This window comes from Achromobacter sp., from assembly GCF_050285565.1.
In the GTDB taxonomy this organism is placed as follows: domain Bacteria; phylum Pseudomonadota; class Gammaproteobacteria; order Burkholderiales; family Burkholderiaceae_B; genus Achromobacter.
Window position 1 is genome coordinate 346637 of the sequence record NZ_JBLZXG010000002.1, and the last position, 19186, is coordinate 365822.

Consider the following 19186-nt stretch of genomic DNA (forward strand, 5'->3'; position numbering starts at 1 on the left):
CATGCCCAAGTTCGTATTCCTCTGGACCGACATCGCGCTGTGGCTCATGGTGCTGGGCGTGCTGGCCTATGCCTGGCGGGTGCGGCGCAGCCCGAACCTGCGCGCCACCTGGACGCGGGTGACGCGCGATACCCCGGCGATGTGCTCGGCGGTGGTGCTGGCGGCGTTCGCGCTGGTCGGCCTGCTCGATTCCATCCACTACCGGCCGCAACTGCCGCCGGCCCCGGGCGCCGCCGCCGACGCCGCGCCGGTCTATGCGCCGGCGGTCAAGTCGGCGCTGGACGGCCTGCTGCGCGGCAGCGTCCTGACCCAGCCCGAGAAAACCTACTCCAGCCCGCTGGCGGTGCGCCAGTTCACCAAGGAAACCCTGTTGGTGGACGACAAGCCGGTGCGCGATTTCCCACGCCTGCGGGCCGCCGGCGCGCACCTGGCCGACCCCGACCGCGACCATCGCGGCGACGTTTTCTACCGCCTGGGCCTGGGCCTGGCGGGCGGCCTGGCCGTGGCGCTGGCCGGGGCCGGCCTGCTGTTCGCCTGCCTGGCGCGGAGCGGCGGCGCGTCGGTGGCGGCCGAGGCCCTGCTGGGCGGGCGCGCGCAGGTGCCGTGGCGCGCCATGGCCATCACCTTCACGCTGCTGTGCCTGGTGGCGGGGGCGCTGGCCGCGCTGTCCAGCGGCTATCACGCCCTGGGCACCGACCGCATCGGCAACGACGTGCTGTGGCAGGCGCTCAAGAGCATCCGCACCGCGCTCGTCATCGGCAGCCTGACCACGCTGGCGATGCTGCCGCCGGCCATCGTCTTCGGCATCGCGGCGGGGTACTTCAAGGGCCGTGTCGACGACGCCATCCAATACCTCTACACCACCATCACCTCCATCCCCGGCGTGCTGCTGGTGGCGGCCTGCGCCCTGATGATGCAGGTCTACATCGACAACCACGCCGATCTGTTCGACACGTCGGCCGCGCGCGCCGACCTGCGCCTGTTCCTGCTGTGCATGATCCTGGGCTTCACCGGCTGGGCCGGGCTGTGCCGCCTGTTGCGCGCCGAGACCCTCAAGCTGCGCGAGCTGGAATATGTGCAGGCCGCGCGCGCCTTTGGCGTGTCGCACTGGCGCATCATGACGCGCCACCTGCTGCCCAACGTCGCGCACCTGGTGCTGATCACCGTGGTCCTGGAATTCTCCGGGCTGGTGCTGTACGAGGCGGTGCTGTCGTACCTGGGCATCGGCGTCGATCCCAGCATGAATTCGTTCGGCTCGATGATCGACGGCGCCCGCCTCGAAATGTCGCGCGATCCGATGATCTGGTGGAACCTGATGACCGCTTTCCTGTTCATGCTGGCGCTGGTGCTGGCCGCCAACCTGTTCGCCGACGCGGTGCGTGACGCCTTCGATCCGCGCACCCGGCGCTACAAGCCGGGCCGCCTGCCCGGCGCGGGCTGGTTCGGCCGCCGCCCGGGCGCCGCGCTGGCGGCCGATGCCCGCGCCCCCAAAGCCGGAGACGCGCCATGAGCCAGGATATCCGTCAGGACACGCCCTTGCTGGCCGTGCGCGGCCTGGATGTCGATATCGCCGGCGACGGCGGCATGACGCACGCGGTCAAGCGCCTGCAACTGGCCATTTCGCAGCGCGAGACGTTCGCCCTGGTGGGCGAATCCGGCTGCGGCAAGAGCATGACCGCGCTGGCGCTGCTGCGGCTGTTGCCCGACGCCGGCCGCATCGTCGGCGGCCAGATCGACCTGGACGGCGAAGATCTCAACCGCCTGCCCGAGAGCGCCATGCGCGGGGTGCGCGGCGGCCGCATCGGCATCATCTTCCAGGAACCGTCCACCAGCCTCAATCCCGTCATGCGGGTCGGCGACCAGATCATCGAGACGCTGGTGGCGCATACGCCGCTGCGCGGCGCGGCGGCGCGCGCGCGGGCCATCGACTGGCTGCGGCGGGTCGGCATTGCCGAGCCCGAGCGGCGCATCGACGACTATCCGTTCCAGTTCTCCGGCGGCCAGAAGCAGCGCGTCATGATCGCCATCGCGCTGGCGGCGGAGCCCTTGCTGCTGATCGCCGACGAACCCACCACCGCGCTCGATGTCACCGTGCAGGCCCAGGTGCTGGCGCTGCTGGCCGATATCCAGCGCGAGATCGGCATGGCCGTGCTGCTCATCACGCATGACCTGGCGGTGGTGCGCAACGTCGCGCACCACGTGGCGCTGATGCGTGGCGGCGAAATCGTCGAAAGCGCCAGCGCCGATGAATTCTTCCGCGCGCCCAAGCATCCGTACGCGCGCCAACTGTTCGACGCCATTCCGACGTTCGAGAAACGCGGCGTGCCGCTCAGCCAGGCCGGCCGCGACCGGCAGGGCGCGCATCGGCCGCCGCGCGAACCCGGCGTGGTGCTGGACGTGCAGGATCTGAAGGTGCATTACCCGGTGCGCAAGGGGCCGCTGCGGCGCGTGGTGTCGTGGGTCAAGGCGGTCGATGGCGTGACCTTCTCGCTGCGCGCGGGCGAGACCCTGGCGCTGCTGGGCGAGTCGGGCTGCGGCAAGACCACCACCGGCAAGGCCTTGCTGCGCCTGATCGACGGCGCGCATATCGCCGGCCGCGCCATGTTGCAAGGGCAGGATCTGCTGACCGCCGACCGCGCCCGCTTGCGGCGCCTGCGCCAGGACATCCAGATCGTGTTCCAGGATCCCTATGCCTCGCTCGATCCGCGCATGCGGGTCGGCGACATCCTCGACGAGGGCCTGGAATCGTTGCGCCGTGGCATGAGCGCGGCGCAACGCGGCGAGCGCGCCGCGCGGCTGGTCGAGCGGGTCGGCCTGCCGGCCAATACGCTGGCGCGCTATCCGCACGAGTTTTCGGGCGGCCAGCGCCAGCGCATCGCCATCGCGCGCGCGCTGGCGGTGGAGCCCAAGGTGCTGATCTGCGACGAACCGACCTCGGCGCTGGACGTCTCGGTGCAGGCGCAGATACTCGACTTGCTGCGCGAACTGCAGGACGAGCTGGGCATTGCGTACCTGTTCATCACCCACAACTTCGGCGTGGTCGAGTACCTGGCCGACCGCATCGCGGTCATGGATGGCGGCCGCATCGTCGAGCTGGGCGAGGCCGGGACGGTGTTGCACGCGCCGCGCCAGGATATGACGCGGCGCCTGCTCCAGGCGGTTCCGCGGCTGCAATTCGGGCCGCCCCAATGAACACCGCGCCCCGATCCTCGCGGATCGGGGCGCGGCGGGCCCGCGCGTGAACGCTCAGTCGTGGGCGTTGCGGGTTTCGAGCCAGACCAGGGTGTCGTGCCGCAGCGCGCGCACGCATTGCGCCAGGAAGGCGTGCACCACCTCCAGTTCGCCGGCATCGTAGCGCCGGGCCATCAGTACCACCGCCTCGGCCACCCATTGGCGCTCCTGCGCCAGGTGCTGGCATTGCTCCTCGACCGGCCGGATCACGATCATGCGGCGATCCAGCGGATGGCGGCCGCGTTGCACGTACCCGGCCGCTTCCAGGCGGTTGATCAAGGCCGTGGCGCCGCCGGAGCTGATGCCCATCAACTGGGCCAGCTGGCCGGTGGGCAGGGCATCGAACTCCATCACCAGTTCCAGCGCTTTCAGATCCGCCAGGGGCATGCCCAACTTCTCGGCCAGGGCCGACTGGCATGCCGCGTTGTACACGGCGAACTGGCGGCCCAGCATCAGGGCGATATCGTCAAGCACGCCGGGGCGCAGATCGGTGTGGCGGGATTCAGGCATCACGGTCACAGGCTCGTGGTGAACGATGGATTCTTGTTGCAGCATGGCGTCGCTCCCTCGCGGATCCGCTTGATTACTTCTTGGCCGACAGGCCGCCCAGCAAGCCACCGAGCAGGCCGCCGTTGGTCGAGCCGCTGGCGCTGGCGCCGCCGCTGACGCCGGCCGTCACGCCGCCAAGCAGGCCGCCGAGCAGACCGCCATTGCTGGCCGAACCGGCGCTGCCGCCGCTGCCGCCGCTGGCGCCCGCACCGGAGCCGGCGCTCGCGCCCGCGCTGGCCGTGGCGCCGCCCGTCACGCCGCCGAGCAGGCCGCCCAGCAGCCCCCCGTTGTTGCCCGTGGCGCCGCCGGCCGTGGCGCCGGTCACGCCGCCCAGCAGGCCGCCCAGCAAGCCGCCGTTGGCCGCGCCGCCGGTGGCGCCGCCAACGCTGCCGGTGACCCCGCCGAGCAGGCCGGTCACCGGGGCCAGCAGTCCGCCGTTGCCGCCCGTGGCGCCGCCGGTCACACCGCCCAGAATGCCCGTGATGGGGCTGAGCAGGCCGCCGTTGTTGCCGCCCACCGCGCCGCCCAGGCCCAGGCCGCTGGTCAGCGACGCCACCGCGCCGGTGGCATTGGCCAGCGTGTTGCCGAGCGGGTTGGCATTGCCCGGCGTGGCATTGAGCAGGCCGCCGGCGCTGCCGACCGCGCCGCCCAGGCCTTGGAGCACGCCGTTCAGGCCGGCCACGTTGCCGCCGGGCAGTTGGGTGCCCAGGTTGGTGACGGTGCCGCCCAGGGTGTTGAGCAGGCCGCCGACCGGCGCCCCCAGCTTGGTGGTGGCGCCCACCTGCTGCGTCAGGCCGACCACCGTGCCGGCCAGCGGACTGGCCGTCGGGTCGAGCGCCGCGCCGATACCGCCCAGGGTCGGCTGCAGGCCCAGCGGCAACACGTTGTCGACGGTCTTGCCGACGTTGCCCAGGGCCGGCTCGAGCAACGGCGTGGAGGGTCCGCCCAGAACGCCGCCGGTCACGCCGCCGACCAGTTGGGTCACGGGATTGAGCAGGCCGCCTTGTCCCGACAGGCCGGCGGTCAGGGCGCCCACCGCGTTGGTGGCGTTGCCCAGCACCGTGGTCAGCGGCTGCGGGTTCTTGGGATCGGCGTGCAACAGCCCGCCGGTGCTGGCCACCGTCTTGCCCAGCCCTTCCACCAGGCCGCCGACGCCGCCGCTCAGGCCGCCGGGCAGGCCGGTGCCCTTGACCGTGGCGCCCAGGTCTTCGACCAGCCCGCCCACTTGCTTGACGGTGCCGTCGACCGGCTGGCCCAGGCCGGTGGTGGCGCCCACCTGCTGGGTCAGGCCGACCACCGTGTCGACCACCGGCTTGACGGTCGGATCCAGCGCCTTGCCGACCCCGCCCAGGGTGGTGTCTAGATTCAGGGGCAGGGTGTTATCGACGGCGCCGCCGGTATTGCCCAGCGTGGTCTGCAACAGCCCGGTGGTGACTGGATCGGTCGGGTTGTTCGGGTTATTCGGGTTGTTCGGGTTGCCCGAGCCGCCGGGAGTGGTCGGAATGGTCGTGCCGGGCAGCGAGGCCGAACTCTTGCCGCCGCCGCCGCCCCCGCCGCAGGCAGCCAGCGCGCTCATCAGCGCGGCCGCCATAACAGTGGAAGTCAGGATACGTTGTACGCGCAGCGTTTCAATCTTGGCATTCATGGCGAGCTCCTGTGGGGGATATGTCAGGCGTCGAAACTGCCCGATACATCCCTTCATGCATAAACCGTGCCAATACTTTTCAAAACGCCGTCCAGTGTCCTCCGCTGAGATTTTCTTTATTTAAAAAATTCTTAAAAATCAATTGGTTATGGATTAAACGGAGGGTTTGTACCAATATTGGGAATCCCCCATTTTTACGATCACGCGCCACCTGCGAATGTTACGTCCGGGCGGCTATCGGCCGTTACGTTACGGGCGACGTTACGTAACGCGGTGTGCCCAACAGCCCAAAAAGAACGCCCGTCGAAACGGGCGCGGGCAGGGGGCGGGGCCGCGACGGCGCAAATCAGAAGGCGTCGTAATACAACGAGTAATTGGCGTTGAAGCGCACGTTGCGGTTGTCATTGACGGTGGCGGAACCGATCGGCTTGGCCACGTTGAAATCAAACAGGTAATACTTGTCGTCGGTAAAGCGCAGCCCCAGCGCCACCGATGACAGGTGGCGTTGGTTCAATTGCTGCAGGCTCGAGTTGTTGTACCAGGTGCGGGCATAGTCGATCAGCGCATAGGGCTGCACGTTGGTCAGGTACTGCCAGCCGGTACCGAAGCGGCGATTGATTTCGGCGGACACCCCGACACCCTTGTCGCCGCTTTGCTCGCCCTGCGGATAACCCATCGCATAACGCCAACTGCCGTACGACACCTGCTCGGAAGACGGCAGGATATTGCTCGAATACTGGGCGGCGCCTGACAGGGTCAGGCCGAACTGCGCGGGCAGGGCGAAGGTCTGCTTGGCGTTCAGGTTGTAGCGGGTGAAGTCCAGATCCAGGATCGGCACCGCGGCGTAGCCGTAGTTGGAGCTGATCTCCTTCTTGGCGCCGGCGCCGTCGAAGCCTTTGGCGACCGCCAGCGTCACGTCCGACGTCATCGACTCCGATACCTGGATGTAGCGCATTTCGAGGTTGGCGGCGCGCACCTGCGCGTCCTGCTGCAACCAGCGGTCGGATTGCTTGGCCTCGTAGCGGTCCTTGGAATTGGCGGCGTAGACGCCCAGCGTGCCGGTTAGCGACCGGGTGTTGTTGAGCAGGAGCGGATAGCTGACGCCGACGCCGATGCGGTCGTTCTTGACCCGGCGGTTAAAGCCCAGGTACTCGATGGCGTCGTCCTTGGGCCGCGCGTCATAGTGGTAGCCGTCCACCTTGACGGCCAGGCCGTCGTTGCCCAGCGGCACCCGGATCTCGCCGGAGACGTATTTGACCTCGTCGGTGTTCAAGGGCACCGACGCCGTCAGCTTGACCTGTTCGCCCAGCGGCGTGAGGCTGTTGGTGGCCAGATTCACCAGCGGTTGCATGCCGGTGCCCAGATCCGCCACGCCGCCGGTCAGGCTGACCGGCTGGCGCGAGGCCGCCAGCACCAGCTCGGTGGCGCCATCGGCGCGCCGCGGCAGGTCCAGCGACGGCGTGAACTTCACGCCGGGCACCGTGCGCATCAGGTTCAGCACGCGTTCCAGGGTAGCCTGCTTGAGCGGCTTTTCCTGCCTGAGCGGTTCGGCCAGCGATTCCAGCCGGTCCTGGGCGTTGCCGATGTCGCCTTCGATGCGCACCGTGCCGATATAGCCTTCCACCACGGTGACCACCACCAGGCCGTTGGCGAAGGTCTGGTTCTGCACCAGTGCAAAGGACAGCGGATAGCCGCGGTCGCGGTAGAGCTGGGTGATCCTGTCGACCTGCTGCACCAGCTCGCCCAGGCTGATCTCCTTGCCCGACAGTGGCGAGAGCAGATTGGCGACCTCCTCGAACGGCAGGGCGTGCACGCCGGTGACATCGAAGTGGCGCGGCACGATGCGCTGCGCCAGTCGCGCCTGCAGCGCCAGTTGCTCCGGCGTCTGAGCCTGCACTACCGGCGGCGGCTGCGTAGCGGCCGGAGGCCTTTCGATCGGCGGCATGGCGTCGACAGGGTTGCCGCGCAAGGGGCCGTCGGCGTGGGCCGCGCCCGGGGCGGCCAGCGTGCAGATCAGGGCGAGGGAAAGCGGACTTGCAGGAAGCGTGCGTCTCATGCCGTGTTGTCTCTCGTTTGCCGCAAGCGCCGTTCAAACAGGTATTCGAAAATGGCCTGAACCGGGGCGTAAATATGTGGAGCCGCTATATAAAAATGTTGCGCCGTCCAGCCGGCATGGTGCCAGCGCTCCATGATAATGACAAATTATTTCACGCGCTTGGGCGACACGTGGATATAACAACAGAAAGAAATGAAAGGCAATATCGACGGCACCCGATTCAGGGTTTATCGGTATTCCTCATAATGACCGTGGCGAATTTTCGGGTATTCGTTACAAGTGCGCTGTCGCAGCGTTGCGAATATTGGTATAAACCCTGATGTGTATTAATTGTTAATAGATAAGACTATATAAAAATTTCAAAACACTTCGGGTTTAACGGCTCTCGGGAGTCCGCAGATGGACCAGGATGACTGCAACGCAATCGTCGCTTGCATGCCGCCGCCAAAGCCTGGCCGGCGGCCGGCCCACTGGGGCCCCGCATGAACCCGGGCGACATCGTTCCGCTCGCGTTCAATGCCGGTCTGGTGGCGCTGTCGTTCCTGATCGCGGCGCTCGGCTCCTACGTCGCGCTGCTGGCCGCCGTGGGCATCCGCACCGAAATGCAGGACGGCGAGATCCGCATCGGTTACATCCTCATCGGCGCCCTGGCGATGGGGGGTGTCGGTATCTGGAGCATGCATTTCATCGGCATGCAGGCGCAGGAGCTGCCGTTCGGCGTGGGCTACCAGGTGGGGCTGACGGTACTCAGCTTCCTGGTGGCGGCGGGTTTTTCCGGGTGGGCCTTCTGGTATGTGGGCCGCGACCATTTCACATTCATGCGCTGCCTGGTGGGGGGCCTGGCCGCCGGCCTGGGCGTGGCGGCGATGCATTATGTCGGTATCAGCGCCATGCGCATGCCGGCGGTATTTATCTGGAATCTGCCGATGGTTGTTTTATCGGTATTGATAGCCGTAATCGCCGCGTCAGCCGCATTATGGCTGGCTTTCAACACGCAGAATGAGTTGCAGCGCGTCGCGGCGGCCGTTTTGATGGCGATCGCGGTGTGCGGCATGCATTACACGGGCGCGGCCGCCGGCACGGTGGTCTGCACCACCCCGCGGGATTTTTCCAGCCTGCAGATCGGCGGAGTGCTGCTGCCGTACATCGCGTTCGCGCTGTCGGCCGTCATGCTGCTGGTGATGCGCTGGCATCTGCAACGGGCGTCGCGCCGGTTTCGCGCGCGCCTGGCGCAACGCATCGATTCGATCATCGAATCGGCTCCGGTGGTGGAGCCGGGCAGGGCGCCCGGCTCCACCCTGGGACCGGGTTAGCGGTACCCGGAGGGCGCCGGCGGAACCCGCCCGCGCGCCGGCTGTTCCGGGCTTAGGGGGCCAGCGCCGTCCCCACGGCATGGCTCGATCATCAAGCGGGACCTCAGGAGCTCGACATGAAAGCGAAACTCGCGCAGTTCTGGAACGAAGAAGAAGGGATCACCGCCCTGGAATACGGGTTGATCGCGGGCACCATCGCGGTGGCGCTGGTGGCGGCTTTGGCGACCTTCACGGGCGCGCTCAGCGGCCTGTTCACGTCGCTGCAAGCCAAGCTCGCCAACGCGTCCAAGTGAGGCCGAAGGCCCCGGCCGCCTTGGTGCGCCTGGCGCTGGCCTGGGCACTCGGACGGTCGGGCCTGCCGCTCCGCCTGGCGCGGATCGATGTTGACAACGCTTCCCGCGCAGCGGCTTCGGGCGGTTGCGGATTGACGGCGTCAGGCGCGGCGGCGTGAACGCCGGCGGCGGGCAGGTTTTGCCCGTCAGTCAGAGAAAGGAGACGGTGTTCGTCTGAACGGACACTCCCGTCGTTGAATCCGAAACCGTCAGAAGGTCCTGCCTTGTATCCAGGGGAAGTGCTGTGGTGGTTGTTGTTCGCATGCTGGAATCTGGTGTTGATGTACACCGATGTGCGCGATCGCCGCGTACCCAACACGCTCATCGTCGCGGGCTTCGCGGCCCAGGCGCTGTGGTTGCTGGCGGCCTGGCTGACGCCGGCATGGGGGTATCCGCCGCGCTGGGCCGGCTGGCCCATGGCCTTGGCCGGATTCGCGCTGGCCTTGCCGTTTTTCCCGCTCTGGACGCGGCGCCTGATGGGCGCGGGCGACGTCAAGGCGATCGCCATTCTGGGGCTGCTGACGGGCTTTGCGCCGCTGGTGCTGACGCTGGTGGCCGCCAGCCTGCTGGCCGGCCTGCATGCCTTGCTGTACCTGTTCATTTCCCGCGGCCGGGCGCTGTCACCGCGGGCCCGCCAGATCCCCTACGGCGCCTACCTGGGCGCGGCCGCGCTCAGCGTGGCGTTTATTCCCTCGAATTCGGACTGGTATTCGTGGTGTTTTTCCTGGTGTTCTACGCGATCCTGACGTACGCCCTGGTGTTCACCGCGCAGCATTCCGTCACCCTGGCCGCGCAGGATGGCGCCCGCAAGGTGCTGCAATGGCAGCCGGGCGCCGCCTCGCTGACCGTGCGCGCCAATGCCGGCCGCGATATCGCGCTGGATCGCGCCGCCTGGATCACCACCATGTCCTCGGCCGCCGTGGCCGTGGCGGTGTGCGGGGCGTCGGGCGCGCTCAGCAGCAGCGCCGGTGGCGCCTGCAGCGGCCAGCCGCTGAACGCCGACCAGATCGAGGTGACCGTCAGCTACCCCTATGGCGCCAATCCCTTGATTCCCAATTTCCCCTTCCTGGCGCAGGCCCTGATGCCGCCCTCCAGCGTGCTGAGCGCCCGCGCCACGGTTCACCTGGGCAATGCCCTGGATGGGAGCAACTGACATGCACGAGCGCGTCGTCGCCGATGCCGCCGCCGCGCGCGGCCGCGCCCGTGGCCAGCGCGGCATCGCCTCGCTCGAATTCTCGCTGATGGTGACGATGCTGTTGATGTTCGTGTGCGCCGTGGTCGGCTATGGCGTGCTGTTCTGGATGCAGCAGCAACTGGCCGCGGCGGCCGCGGAAGGCGCGCGGGCCGCGCTCCACGCGCGTTTCGCCGGCCAGGCGGACGTGCCCGGCGCCGCCTGTTCGGCGGCCATGAGCGTGTTCGGCGGCGGGTCGGCGGTGGCCTGCGCGGCCACCAGCGCGCCGTGCGGCTGGAGCGGCGCGGGCGGGCGGGCCGCCCAGTGCAGCACCGTGGCCATGACGTTCGATGTGCAGGCCTGGCCGGTGCTCTCGACCTTCCAGGCATTCATCGCGATGCTGCCGGGAACGGACAAGAACTGGATTCCGACCCGGCTGTCGTCCAAAGCCATCGTGCAAATTTCCCAAGGGACACCATGAGCAGTCTGAGCAAAATCATCGCGGGCGTGTTGCTGGCGGCGGGTATCGTGCTGGCGTTCGTGGCCTGGCGCCTGGCGTCGGCGCCGCCGGCGCCAGCACCGGCGCCGGCGGGCCCGGTCGCGGCGTCCGCGCCCGCGCCGGCCGAGGCGCCGGCCAAGCGCTATCCGGTGGTGGTGGCGGCCGCGGCGATCCCGGCCGGCACACGCATCGACGGCGACAGGATGCTCAAGGTGGACCAGTGGCAGGTGGCGCTGTCGGGCAGCTACAGCGCGATTGCGCCGTTGCAGGGGGCGTACACGCGGGTCGATGTGGCCGCGGGCGACCCGCTGTTGCCCAGCATGCTGGCGCAGGGCCTGGCGCGTCAGCTCAAGCCGGGCGAGCGCGCGCTGGCGATCGCCGTCGATGAGGTGGTGGGCGGCGCCAACCGCATCGCGCCGGGCGACCTGGTGGACGTGTTCTTCATGCTCGATAAGGGCGTCGAAATCCCGGGGGGGCAGGCGCGCCTGCTGCAATCGCAGGTGCGGGTGCTGGCGTATGGCGCGGCCTCGCTCGATGGCCCCGAGGAAAAAACGGCGCTGCCCGGCCCGCCCGGACAGCCGGCCCGGACCGCCGTGCTGGCGGTGCCGGTCGATCGGGTCAACGAGCTGGTGCTGGCCAGCCGCTCGGGCCGCCTGCAATTGGCCCTGCGGCCGATCGGGGACGACGGCCAGCCCGATCCGCGACTGTTCGCGCAGCGCAGCGCGGTGCTGCCGGCGCGCGCCGACCTGACACCGGAACAGCGCGAGCAACTGCAAAGCGGCCCCAACCGCGCCTATGCCGGCGACAGCCTGGCGCAATTGGATGCCCCCACCCCGGCGGCCAGAACCGCGCCAGCGCGCGCGGCCGGCGGTGGCGGCGGCGGCCGGTCGGTGGAAATACTGCGAGGAGACAAATCCGAGCGCGTGCGCTATTGAAACGTGGCTGCGCGTGGCCAGGTGCCGCCCGCGGCTGGACCTTACCTGTCAATCAGATCCAGCAAATGAAGAGATTTCAGCGCACCTCCCTGATCTGCGTCCTGTCGGCCGCAGCGGCAATGACATACGGCCCGGCCGGCCTGGCGCAGAGCGCGCAGCAGACGGCCCCCGGCGCCAGCGCGCCCGTCCGCGACATCGTGCTTGGCGTCAAGGGCCAGCAGACACTGATGCTGGACGGCGCGCCGGCGCGCATCGCCATCGGCGATCCCGAGGTGGCCGACGTCAAGGTGCTGCCGGCTTCCGGCAAGCGGCAGGCAGCGCTGCTGTTGTATGGCAAGAAGCCGGGAACCACGCAATTGCAGGTCTGGAGCGGCGCCAACGGCGAGCCGCAGCGCTGGAATCTGCGGGTGGCCGGCGACGTCCAGCAGGTGATGGCCGGGCGGGGCGTGAGCGGCGGCGCCAACGTGGACGTGGCGGGCGAGCGCGCGCTGGTCTCGGGGCAGGCCGACTCGCCGCTGTCGCACCAGGCCTCGGTGGCCGCGGCCCGCGCGGCGGTGGGCGACAAGAATGTGGTCGATGTGTCCACCGCGGGCACCGGCGGCGTGGTGCAGGTCGAGGTCAAAGTGGTCGAGGTATCGCGCTCGGTCATGAAGCAGGCAGGCATCAGCTTTGCCGGCCGCAGCGGTCCCTGGGGCGGCACCAACTCGATCACGCCGGATGGTTTTCCGGCGCCGTTGGGATTCACCAAGGGCGCGGCGCTGGCCTCGGGCTTCTCGCTGTTCTACGACTCCAACGATTTCAGCGCGCGCCTGCGGCTGCTGCAGAACAACGGCATGGCCCGCGTGCTGGCCGAGCCGACGCTGGTCGCGCTGACGGGGCAGAGCGCCAGCTTCCTGGCCGGCGGTGAATTGCCGATTCCCGAGGCGGGCGGCCTTGGCACCACGACGGTGACCTTCAAGCCGTTCGGTATCGGCCTGACGGTCACGCCGACGGTGCTGTCGCGCGAGCGCATCGCGCTGAAGGTGGCGCCGGAGGCGAGCGAACTGGACTACGGCAATGCCATTGCGGTGTCCAACGGCACCAATTCGACCACCTTGATCCCGGCCCTGCGCACGCGCCGCGCCGACACCACGGTGGAACTGGGCGATGGCGAGAGCTTCGTTATCAGCGGCCTGGTGTCGCGCCAGACCAAGGCGCTGGTCAACAAGGTGCCGATGCTGGGCGATCTGCCCATCATTGGTTCGTTTTTCCGCAGCGTCGACTACACGCAGGAGGACACCGAGCTGGTGATCGTGGTAACGCCGCGCCTGGTGCGGCCCATTGCGCGCGGCGTCACCCTGCCGCTGCCCGGGGCCAGGCAGGAGGCGACCGACACCGCGTTCAACGCCTGGGGGTACTACCTGATGGGCCCTGTGGGCGGGCAGCAAATGCCGGGTTTCTCACGGTGAGCGATATGAAGACACATGCCAGGGAGTGGGTTGGCTTGCAGAACGGCAACCGGTTTCTGTTTTGTTCCAAGGGCGACGGCGTGGCCGCGCAGCTCGGGCAGGCGCTGGGCGACATGGGGATGTTGACCCAGGAAGTCCCGGGCGTCGAAGCGCTGGGCAGGCGCCTGGCCGAAATCGAGCCGCAGGTGGTGTTCCTGGACTTCACCTTGAGCGATGACGACCCGGGCAAGCTGTTCAAGTCGGCCGAACTGGCGCGTCTGCTGGCGCGCATCGCGCCGGCGATCCCGCGCGTGGCGGTGGGCCTGCTGAGCCAGCCGGAAGGGGCCATCGCCGCGTTGCGCGCCGGCGTCAGCGATTTCGTCGATCCGACCGTGGCGCCGCGGGAAGTCAAGGACGTGGTGCAGCGCCTGCTGGACGTGCCGGCCGGCGGCGGCCGCATGGATGGTTCGCGCCGCAGCGTGCTGCTGCTGGGCGCGCGTCCGGGCGTGGGCACCAGTACCCTGGCGGTGCATCTGGCGGGCATGGTGCAGGACCGGCTCAAGCACCAGCACGCCGCGCGCGCCGCGGCCGCGAACGCCAAGAGCGCCAAGCCGGCCGCCGCCGGCGGCGGCCAACTGCCCCTGGCCAGCCGGGTGGCGCTGATGGATCTGGGCTGGCCGGTGGGCGATTGCCAGTTGTACCTGAACATCGGCGGCGATTTCGACTTCGCCGAGGCGGCGCGCAATCTGCGCCGGCTCGACTCGACCTTGCTGAGCTCGGCCATGTCGCATACCGCCAACGGCCTGAGCGTGCTGGCGCTGCCGCGCGACCTTGGCCAGATGCGCGATGTGTCGCAGTCCGACTCGCTGCTGGTGTTCGAGCGCATGCGCCAGCATTTCGGCGTGGTGGTGGCCGATTCGGGCGGATTCACCAATCCCGAATTCGTGGCCGGCCTGGCGCGCGCCTCGCAGCAGAACTGGATCGTCACCGACCAGAGCGTGGGCGCGCTGGTGTCGCTGGCCGGGCTGTTGCAGGAGCTCGAACAGTTGCACGTGGAACGCCGCAGCCTGGGCCTGATCGTCAACCGCTACGACGAGCGCTACGGCATGACGGCGCAGCAGATCGCCGAGCGCTTCCAGCTCGAACTGGTCGGCACGCTGCCGGATCGCACGCTGGCGCTGATGGTCTGCACCAACCAGGGCCACCTGCTGCACGAGGAAGCCGAGCGCGACGTCTATGTGCGCGCGGTGCAGGCGCTGGCCGAGAAATTGAGCGCCGAAGAAAACACGCCCGGCGGCCGGGCAGGCTGGCTGGCCACCTGGCTGCCCGGTGTGCACCGCCGCATGGTGGTCGAGTAACCGAAGGCGGCGGGATCCCACATGATCATGACAGCGACCATAGAATTCGGCGGCGATGGCGACAAGGGTTTCGCCTCGTCCAACCGCTTCCAGGAAGTGAAGACGGCGGCCTACGAGCACCTGCTCTCGCGCATCGAGGAGCTGGGGGCGGAGTTCGGCCGCTGGGCGCGCTCGGCGATCCAGGAGTTCGTCGACATCGAGGTGGCCAGCTTCGTGCGTCTGCGGCGGGTGCCGATCAACGAAGGCGAAATGCGCCAGATCGCCGAGGCCCTGACCAAGGAACTGGCCGGCCTGGGGCCGCTGGAAGACCTGCTGGCCGATCCCGCGGTCGAGGACATCCTGATCAACGGCTATGACAACGTGTTCGTGTCGCGCCGCGGCGTGCTGGCGCGCGAGACGCTGCGCTTCACCGACAACCAGCACGTGCTGCGCATCGTGCGCCGCATCCTGGCGCCGATCGGCCGCCGGCTGGACGAGTCCAGCCCCATGGTGGACGCGCGCCTGCCCGACGGCGGGCGCCTGAACGTGGTGATCGAGCCGCTGGCGGTGGACGGCCCGATGGTCTCGATCCGCAAGTTCCGCCAGGATCCGCTCAAGCCGGCCGACCTGCTGACGCTGGGCACCTTCGATGAGGAAATCTACCGCCTGTTGCACGAGGCGGTGAAGAACCGCTGCAACATCCTGGTGTCCGGCGGCACCAGCTCGGGCAAGACCTCGCTGCTGAACGCGCTGGCGTTCTTCATTCCCGAGACCGAGCGCGTGGTGACGGTGGAGGACACGGCCGAGCTGTCGCTCAACCACCCGCACGTGGTGCGGCTGGAGTCGCGCCAGGGCGGGTTCGATGGCAGCGGCGCGGTCAGCATCCGCGAACTGATCCGCAACAGCCTGCGCATGCGCCCCGACCGCGTGGTGGTGGGCGAAGTGCGCGGCGCCGAGGTCATGGACATGCTGCAGGCCATGAACACCGGCCACGAGGGCTCCATGGCCACCATCCACGCCAACTCGCCGCGCGAATGCCTGTACCGGATCGAGATGCTGGCGGGCTTTGCCGGCTTTCAGGGCAGCGAGGACAGCCTGCGGCGCCAGATCGCCAGCGCGCTCGACTTCATCGTGCAGATCGGCCGCCTGTCCAACGGCAAGCGCCGGGTGCTGTCGGTGACCGAGGTCACCGGCATGGGCGACAGCGTGATCTCGACCCAGGAACTGTACCGCCACGAAACCTTCGCCACGCCCGAGGGCGAGGAAAAAGACCGCTGGAACTGGCTCGGCATCCATCCGCACACGCCCAAGCTGGCCAAACTGCGCAACGAGCAACGGCCCGCCGACAACACGCCGCCCGAGTCGGATGGCGGCGGCTTCTGGAGCAGGAGGCGCTGATGCTGCAAGCCGGGGTGATCGCGGGATTGGCGCTGGTGCTGGCGTTGGCGGCGGTGCTGCTGTGGCGCCATGCCACTCACGGCCAGCGGCGGGCCGCCAGTTCCGCCTTCCTCGAAGACCAGTTGCGCCGCGGCCGCGGCGCGCCGGCCAGCGGCAGGCTGCCCTTCGCGCAGGGCGCGCGCGCCTTGCGCAGCGGGTTCTCGCGCTGGGACATGCTGTTGTTGCAGGGCGGGGTGCGCCAGAGTCCCGCTTTCTACGCCAGGCTGATTCTGCCCATTGTGGGGGGCGCGCTGCTGGCCGGGGCCTTCCTGGGCTGGCTTTCGGCCCTGGTGGCGCTGGTGCTGCTGACGGTGTTCGCCTACTTCCTGCTGTGGCTGCGCGCCGACCGGCGCCAGCGCCGCCGTGTCTCGCAATTGCCGGCGTTCCTGGACAACATTGTGCGCCTGGTCACCATCGGCAACAGCATGGCGGCGGCCTTCCAGACCGCGGCGGCCGCCACCGACGAGCCGCTGCGCGAAGTGGTCGAGACCGCCGCCGCGCTGAGCCGCTCGGCCAAGGAACTGGACGCCGCGCTGGTGCAGGTTTCGCGCCAGTACGACATGAAAGAGCTTTACATGGTGGCGGCGGTGGTCTCGGTGGCGCTGCGCTTTGGCGGCCGCAGCGACCAGGTGCTAGAGCGCATGGCCGCGTTCATGCGCGACATCGGCCAGGCGCGCGCCGAACTGTCGGCCAGCTCGGCCGAAATCCGCTTGTCGGCCTGGATCCTGGCGCTGCTGCCGCTGGGCATCGCCGGCTTCATCATGGTGGCCAACAACGACCTGTTCATGGGGCTTTGGGTCGACCCGCTGGGTTTCAAGATGCTGATGACGGCGGTCTGCCTGCAGTTGGGCGGCTCGTACATCCTGTATCGCATGGCCAAGGCCATTTGAGGACGCCGCCCATGCCCGCGATCGACGCCTGGAATGTCTCGACCGTGCTGGCGCTGGCGCTGATGCTGGTGGCCGCCGCCTTGCTGATCCTGGGCCTGAGCATGGCGCGGCGCCTGCGCGGGCAGGACCGCAGCCGCCAGGTGGTGGAGCAGGCCCTGGCCACGCGCCAGGGGCGCGCCAGCGCGCCGGCCGCCGCGCCGCCGGCCGAGGGCATGCAGGGGCGCCTGGCGGCCGCGACCCGCGCCGCCGATTCGTTCGGCAAACGCCTGAGCGAAGGCCGCTTCGCCGAGGCCCTGCTGGCCGGCGAGGATCGCAAGCTGGTCGACATGGCGGGCTACCAGAACCCGGTCACGGCGCGGCTGCGTTTCATCGTGGCGCGCTTCGCGCTGGCGCTGCTGCTGCCGGCGGCGGCGGTGGCGCTGGACCTGGGACGCAGTGTCGGCGGCTCGCTGGGGTCGTTCGTGGCCGCGTTCTTCGGTTTCGCCATCGGCTACATGCTGCCAAAGTGGTTCGTGCGCCGGCGCCTGTCGCGGCGCCGCAAGCAGGCCGCCAACGAATTGCCGCTGCTGATCGACCTGCTGCGCCTGCTGCAAGGAGTGGGCCTGTCGATCGACCAGAGCCTGCAGGTGCTGACCAAGGAATTCGACCAGGTGCTGCCGGTGCTGGCGTACGAGCTGCGGCTGGCGTCCGAGCTGTATGTGCGCGGCCGGACCCGCGAGCAGTCGCTGGCGCGGTTGGCCGCCGGCTTCGACAACGACGACCTGTCGGCCATCTGCCGCCTGATCGCGCAGGTCGACCAGCACGGCGGCGCGGTGCAGGAACCGTTGAACCGCTTCGGCGAGCGCCTGCGCGAGAAGCGCCGCCTGGAACTGAAGGAAAAAGTGGGCAAGACCACCGTCAAGATGACGGCGGTCATGATTGTGACCCTGTTGCCGGCCTTGTTGATCGTGACCGGCGGCGCGGGCTTCGTGGCGGTGTTGCGCGGCTTGTCGCGCATGGGGGGCATGTGATGGCGGGCGGCATGGGAAGGGCGCGGTATGCGCGGCGGGGGATCCTGGTGGCGGCGCTGGCGGCGGGCGCCGGGACGTTGGCCGGTTGCCAGGGCAACAATGCCGAAAGCGCGTGGCAACTGATCCAGCAACAGCAGCAGGAACAGGCGCTGATGCGCCAGCGCGAGGACGAAGCCGAGAACCGCCGCAAGCCGGCCGAGCCCGAAATGATGCTGTCGATGATCGCCGAGTCGCAGCGCCAGGAGCGCTATTTCGCGTCGCTGGCCTATATCGACGCGTACCAGCAGAAGTTCGGCAACGACCCGCGCATTGCGGTGCTGCGCGCCGAGGCGCTGCGCCAGACCGGCCAGACTGCCTCCAGCGAGCAGGCCTACCGCGCCCTGGTGGGCACCGCGCAGGCCGCCGATGGCTGGCACGGGCTGGGTCTGATTGCCGGCGCGCGCGGCCAGTTCGATCAGGCCGCGGACTATTTCGCGCGCGCCGCCAAGCTGTCGCCGATGGATCCGCGCATCCTGGGCGACCTGGGTTATGCGCGCCTGCGGGCCGGCGACCCGGCCGGCGCGCGCGTGCCGCTGGGCCAGGCCGCCGAGCTGGCGCCCGAGAACGGCAAAGTGCTGGCCAACCTGGCTTTGCTGCTGCTGGTCGAGGGCGAGCCGGCGCGGGCCCGCACCGTGATGGATCGCGCCGGGCTCAGCGACGAGGCGCGCGGCCAGGTGCTGCGCCTGGCCAGCGAGATCCGTGGCCAGACGGCCGCGCCGGTTGCCACGGCCGCGGCCGGCGACACCGCGGCCCCCCGCGTGTCACGCGGCGAAGGCATTGTGCTGCCGGTCATGAGCCCCTTGATGGACAGACTGGGCAACGGCCCCATCATGCGCTAACCAGGAACCCCGACCATGTTTCGTACCGCTTCCCACGTTTCGCTTTCCCTGGCGCTGATCCTGGCCGGCGCCATGCCCTGGGCCAGCCGGGCGCAGTCGAACGGGCCGCTGACTGGCGCCATGAGCGGCGGCGCGGCCCCGGCCCCGGCCGCGCCGGTGCCCGCCACCGCCCCGGCCGCGCCGATGCCGGCGCGGCCGGTGGTGCAGCAGGTGCAGACACCGATGCCGCAACCGGCGTCCCCGGCCGCGCCGCAGGCCGAGTCGGCCCGGGAGGAATTCGGCGACATCACCCGCGGCCTGCTGGCGGCCCAGGCCGACGGCCGCCGCGCCGGCGCGGCGCTGCCGGTCCTGGGCGCGGCATCCACCGCCGCCTGGAACCGCTACCTCGACAGCTTCACCCGGCCAATCCCCGAATGGTTCACCAAGCGGGTGCAGACCGACAACACGAATTGAGGGGGCGGGGCCCGCCTCATCGA

18 protein-coding genes are annotated in these 19186 nt (G+C 69.1%); 15 read left to right on the forward strand and 3 right to left on the reverse strand.

Annotation, left to right across the window (positions count from 1 at the left end; translation table 11 throughout):
* Window position 1: 1 nt before the first annotated feature.
* A complete protein-coding gene (locus ACN6O8_RS04640) occupies window positions 2–1510 on the forward strand; it encodes an ABC transporter permease (protein ID WP_427989884.1) in 1509 nt (502 codons plus the stop codon).
* A complete protein-coding gene (locus tag ACN6O8_RS04645) occupies window positions 1507–3192 on the forward strand; it encodes an ABC transporter ATP-binding protein (protein WP_427989885.1) in 1686 nt (561 codons plus the stop codon). The genes ACN6O8_RS04640 and ACN6O8_RS04645 overlap by 4 nt, the downstream gene beginning before the upstream one ends.
* A 54-nt stretch (window positions 3193–3246) precedes the next feature.
* Here ACN6O8_RS04645 and ACN6O8_RS04650 read toward each other — a convergent pair whose 3' ends face one another.
* The 3 genes from ACN6O8_RS04650 to ACN6O8_RS04660 form a co-directional block, all read right to left on the reverse strand.
* On the reverse strand, window positions 3247–3786 hold the full coding sequence (locus ACN6O8_RS04650) for a MarR family winged helix-turn-helix transcriptional regulator (protein WP_427989886.1): 540 nt from the start codon (window positions 3784–3786) through the stop codon (window positions 3247–3249).
* A 28-nt stretch (window positions 3787–3814) separates the two neighbouring features.
* On the reverse strand, window positions 3815–5425 hold the full coding sequence (locus tag ACN6O8_RS04655) for a collagen-like triple helix repeat-containing protein (RefSeq protein WP_427989887.1): 1611 nt from the start codon (window positions 5423–5425) through the stop codon (window positions 3815–3817).
* 346 nt (window positions 5426–5771) lie between these two features.
* Entirely contained in the window at window positions 5772–7481 is a 1710-nt protein-coding gene (locus ACN6O8_RS04660; RefSeq protein WP_427989888.1) for a ShlB/FhaC/HecB family hemolysin secretion/activation protein, read from the reverse strand.
* Between the two features lie 482 nt (window positions 7482–7963).
* On the opposite strand from ACN6O8_RS04660, the gene ACN6O8_RS04665 reads away from it, so the two are divergent.
* The 13 genes from ACN6O8_RS04665 to ACN6O8_RS04725 all read left to right on the forward strand — a co-directional run bounded on the left by ACN6O8_RS04665 (window position 7964) and on the right by ACN6O8_RS04725 (window position 19163).
* Window positions 7964–8794, forward strand: a complete 831-nt coding sequence (locus ACN6O8_RS04665) for an MHYT domain-containing protein (RefSeq protein ID WP_427989889.1) — start codon at window positions 7964–7966, stop codon at window positions 8792–8794.
* A 116-nt stretch (window positions 8795–8910) separates the two neighbouring features.
* Window positions 8911–9087 (forward strand): Flp family type IVb pilin, encoded by a 177-nt coding sequence (locus tag ACN6O8_RS04670; RefSeq protein ID WP_049072998.1) that lies wholly within the window; start codon window positions 8911–8913, stop codon window positions 9085–9087.
* Between the two features lie 278 nt (window positions 9088–9365).
* On the forward strand, window positions 9366–9872 hold the full coding sequence (locus ACN6O8_RS04675) for an A24 family peptidase (protein WP_427990164.1): 507 nt from the start codon (window positions 9366–9368) through the stop codon (window positions 9870–9872).
* Complete coding sequence (locus ACN6O8_RS04680; protein WP_427989890.1) at window positions 9839–10279, forward strand: TadE family protein; 441 nt, start codon at window positions 9839–9841, stop codon at window positions 10277–10279. Before ACN6O8_RS04675 ends, ACN6O8_RS04680 begins: the two co-directional genes overlap by 34 nt.
* Window position 10280: 1 nt before the next feature.
* Entirely contained in the window at window positions 10281–10778 is a 498-nt protein-coding gene (locus ACN6O8_RS04685; protein ID WP_427989891.1) for a TadE/TadG family type IV pilus assembly protein, read from the forward strand.
* On the forward strand, window positions 10775–11731 hold the full coding sequence (cpaB, locus tag ACN6O8_RS04690) for a Flp pilus assembly protein CpaB (RefSeq protein WP_427989892.1): 957 nt from the start codon (window positions 10775–10777) through the stop codon (window positions 11729–11731). Before ACN6O8_RS04685 ends, cpaB begins: the two co-directional genes overlap by 4 nt.
* A gap of 65 nt (window positions 11732–11796) precedes the next feature.
* Window positions 11797–13179 carry a type II and III secretion system protein family protein gene (locus ACN6O8_RS04695; RefSeq protein ID WP_427989893.1) on the forward strand — a complete coding sequence of 461 codons (1383 nt, stop codon included), beginning with the start codon at window positions 11797–11799 and terminating at the stop codon, window positions 13177–13179.
* Window positions 13176–14516, forward strand: a complete 1341-nt coding sequence (locus tag ACN6O8_RS04700) for a pilus assembly protein CpaE (RefSeq protein ID WP_427989894.1) — start codon at window positions 13176–13178, stop codon at window positions 14514–14516. The genes ACN6O8_RS04695 and ACN6O8_RS04700 overlap by 4 nt, the downstream gene beginning before the upstream one ends.
* 21 nt (window positions 14517–14537) lie before the next feature.
* The gene (locus tag ACN6O8_RS04705) at window positions 14538–15893 is read left to right on the forward strand and encodes a CpaF family protein (protein WP_427989895.1); all 1356 of its coding nucleotides are present in this window, start codon (window positions 14538–14540) and stop codon (window positions 15891–15893) included.
* Complete coding sequence (locus ACN6O8_RS04710) at window positions 15893–16822, forward strand: type II secretion system F family protein (RefSeq protein ID WP_427989896.1); 930 nt, start codon at window positions 15893–15895, stop codon at window positions 16820–16822. The genes ACN6O8_RS04705 and ACN6O8_RS04710 overlap by 1 nt, the downstream gene beginning before the upstream one ends.
* An 11-nt stretch (window positions 16823–16833) precedes the next feature.
* Window positions 16834–17832: a type II secretion system F family protein gene (locus ACN6O8_RS04715; protein WP_427989897.1), complete on the forward strand. Its 999-nt coding sequence runs from the start codon at window positions 16834–16836 to the stop codon at window positions 17830–17832.
* Window positions 17833–17843: 11 nt separating this feature from the next.
* Window positions 17844–18710: a tetratricopeptide repeat protein gene (locus tag ACN6O8_RS04720; protein ID WP_427989898.1), complete on the forward strand. Its 867-nt coding sequence runs from the start codon at window positions 17844–17846 to the stop codon at window positions 18708–18710.
* Window positions 18711–18725: 15 nt separating this feature from the next.
* Entirely contained in the window at window positions 18726–19163 is a 438-nt protein-coding gene (locus tag ACN6O8_RS04725; protein ID WP_427989899.1) for a DUF3613 domain-containing protein, read from the forward strand.
* Window positions 19164–19186: the final 23 nt, after the last annotated feature.

Bases quoted from the DNA above. Each gene is read 5' to 3' on its own strand.
- ACN6O8_RS04660 (WP_427989888.1), bottom strand. From the start codon at position 7,481: ATGAGACGCACGCTTCCTGCAAGTCCGCTTTCCCTCGCCCTGATCTGC.
- ACN6O8_RS04685 (WP_427989891.1), top strand. From the start codon at position 10,281: ATGCACGAGCGCGTCGTCGCCGATGCCGCCGCCGCGCGCGGCCGCGCC.
- cpaB (WP_427989892.1), top strand. From the start codon at position 10,775: ATGAGCAGTCTGAGCAAAATCATCGCGGGCGTGTTGCTGGCGGCGGGT.
- ACN6O8_RS04665 (WP_427989889.1), top strand. From the start codon at position 7,964: ATGAACCCGGGCGACATCGTTCCGCTCGCGTTCAATGCCGGTCTGGTG.
- ACN6O8_RS04720 (WP_427989898.1), top strand. From the start codon at position 17,844: ATGGGAAGGGCGCGGTATGCGCGGCGGGGGATCCTGGTGGCGGCGCTG.
- ACN6O8_RS04705 (WP_427989895.1), top strand. From the start codon at position 14,538: ATGATCATGACAGCGACCATAGAATTCGGCGGCGATGGCGACAAGGGT.
- ACN6O8_RS04715 (WP_427989897.1), top strand. From the start codon at position 16,834: ATGCCCGCGATCGACGCCTGGAATGTCTCGACCGTGCTGGCGCTGGCG.
- ACN6O8_RS04670 (WP_049072998.1), top strand. From the start codon at position 8,911: ATGAAAGCGAAACTCGCGCAGTTCTGGAACGAAGAAGAAGGGATCACC.
- ACN6O8_RS04645 (WP_427989885.1), top strand. From the start codon at position 1,507: ATGAGCCAGGATATCCGTCAGGACACGCCCTTGCTGGCCGTGCGCGGC.
- ACN6O8_RS04725 (WP_427989899.1), top strand. From the start codon at position 18,726: ATGTTTCGTACCGCTTCCCACGTTTCGCTTTCCCTGGCGCTGATCCTG.
- ACN6O8_RS04640 (WP_427989884.1), top strand. From the start codon at position 2: ATGCCCAAGTTCGTATTCCTCTGGACCGACATCGCGCTGTGGCTCATG.
- ACN6O8_RS04655 (WP_427989887.1), bottom strand. From the start codon at position 5,425: ATGAATGCCAAGATTGAAACGCTGCGCGTACAACGTATCCTGACTTCC.
- ACN6O8_RS04710 (WP_427989896.1), top strand. From the start codon at position 15,893: ATGCTGCAAGCCGGGGTGATCGCGGGATTGGCGCTGGTGCTGGCGTTG.
- ACN6O8_RS04650 (WP_427989886.1), bottom strand. From the start codon at position 3,786: ATGCTGCAACAAGAATCCATCGTTCACCACGAGCCTGTGACCGTGATG.
- ACN6O8_RS04695 (WP_427989893.1), top strand. From the start codon at position 11,797: ATGAAGAGATTTCAGCGCACCTCCCTGATCTGCGTCCTGTCGGCCGCA.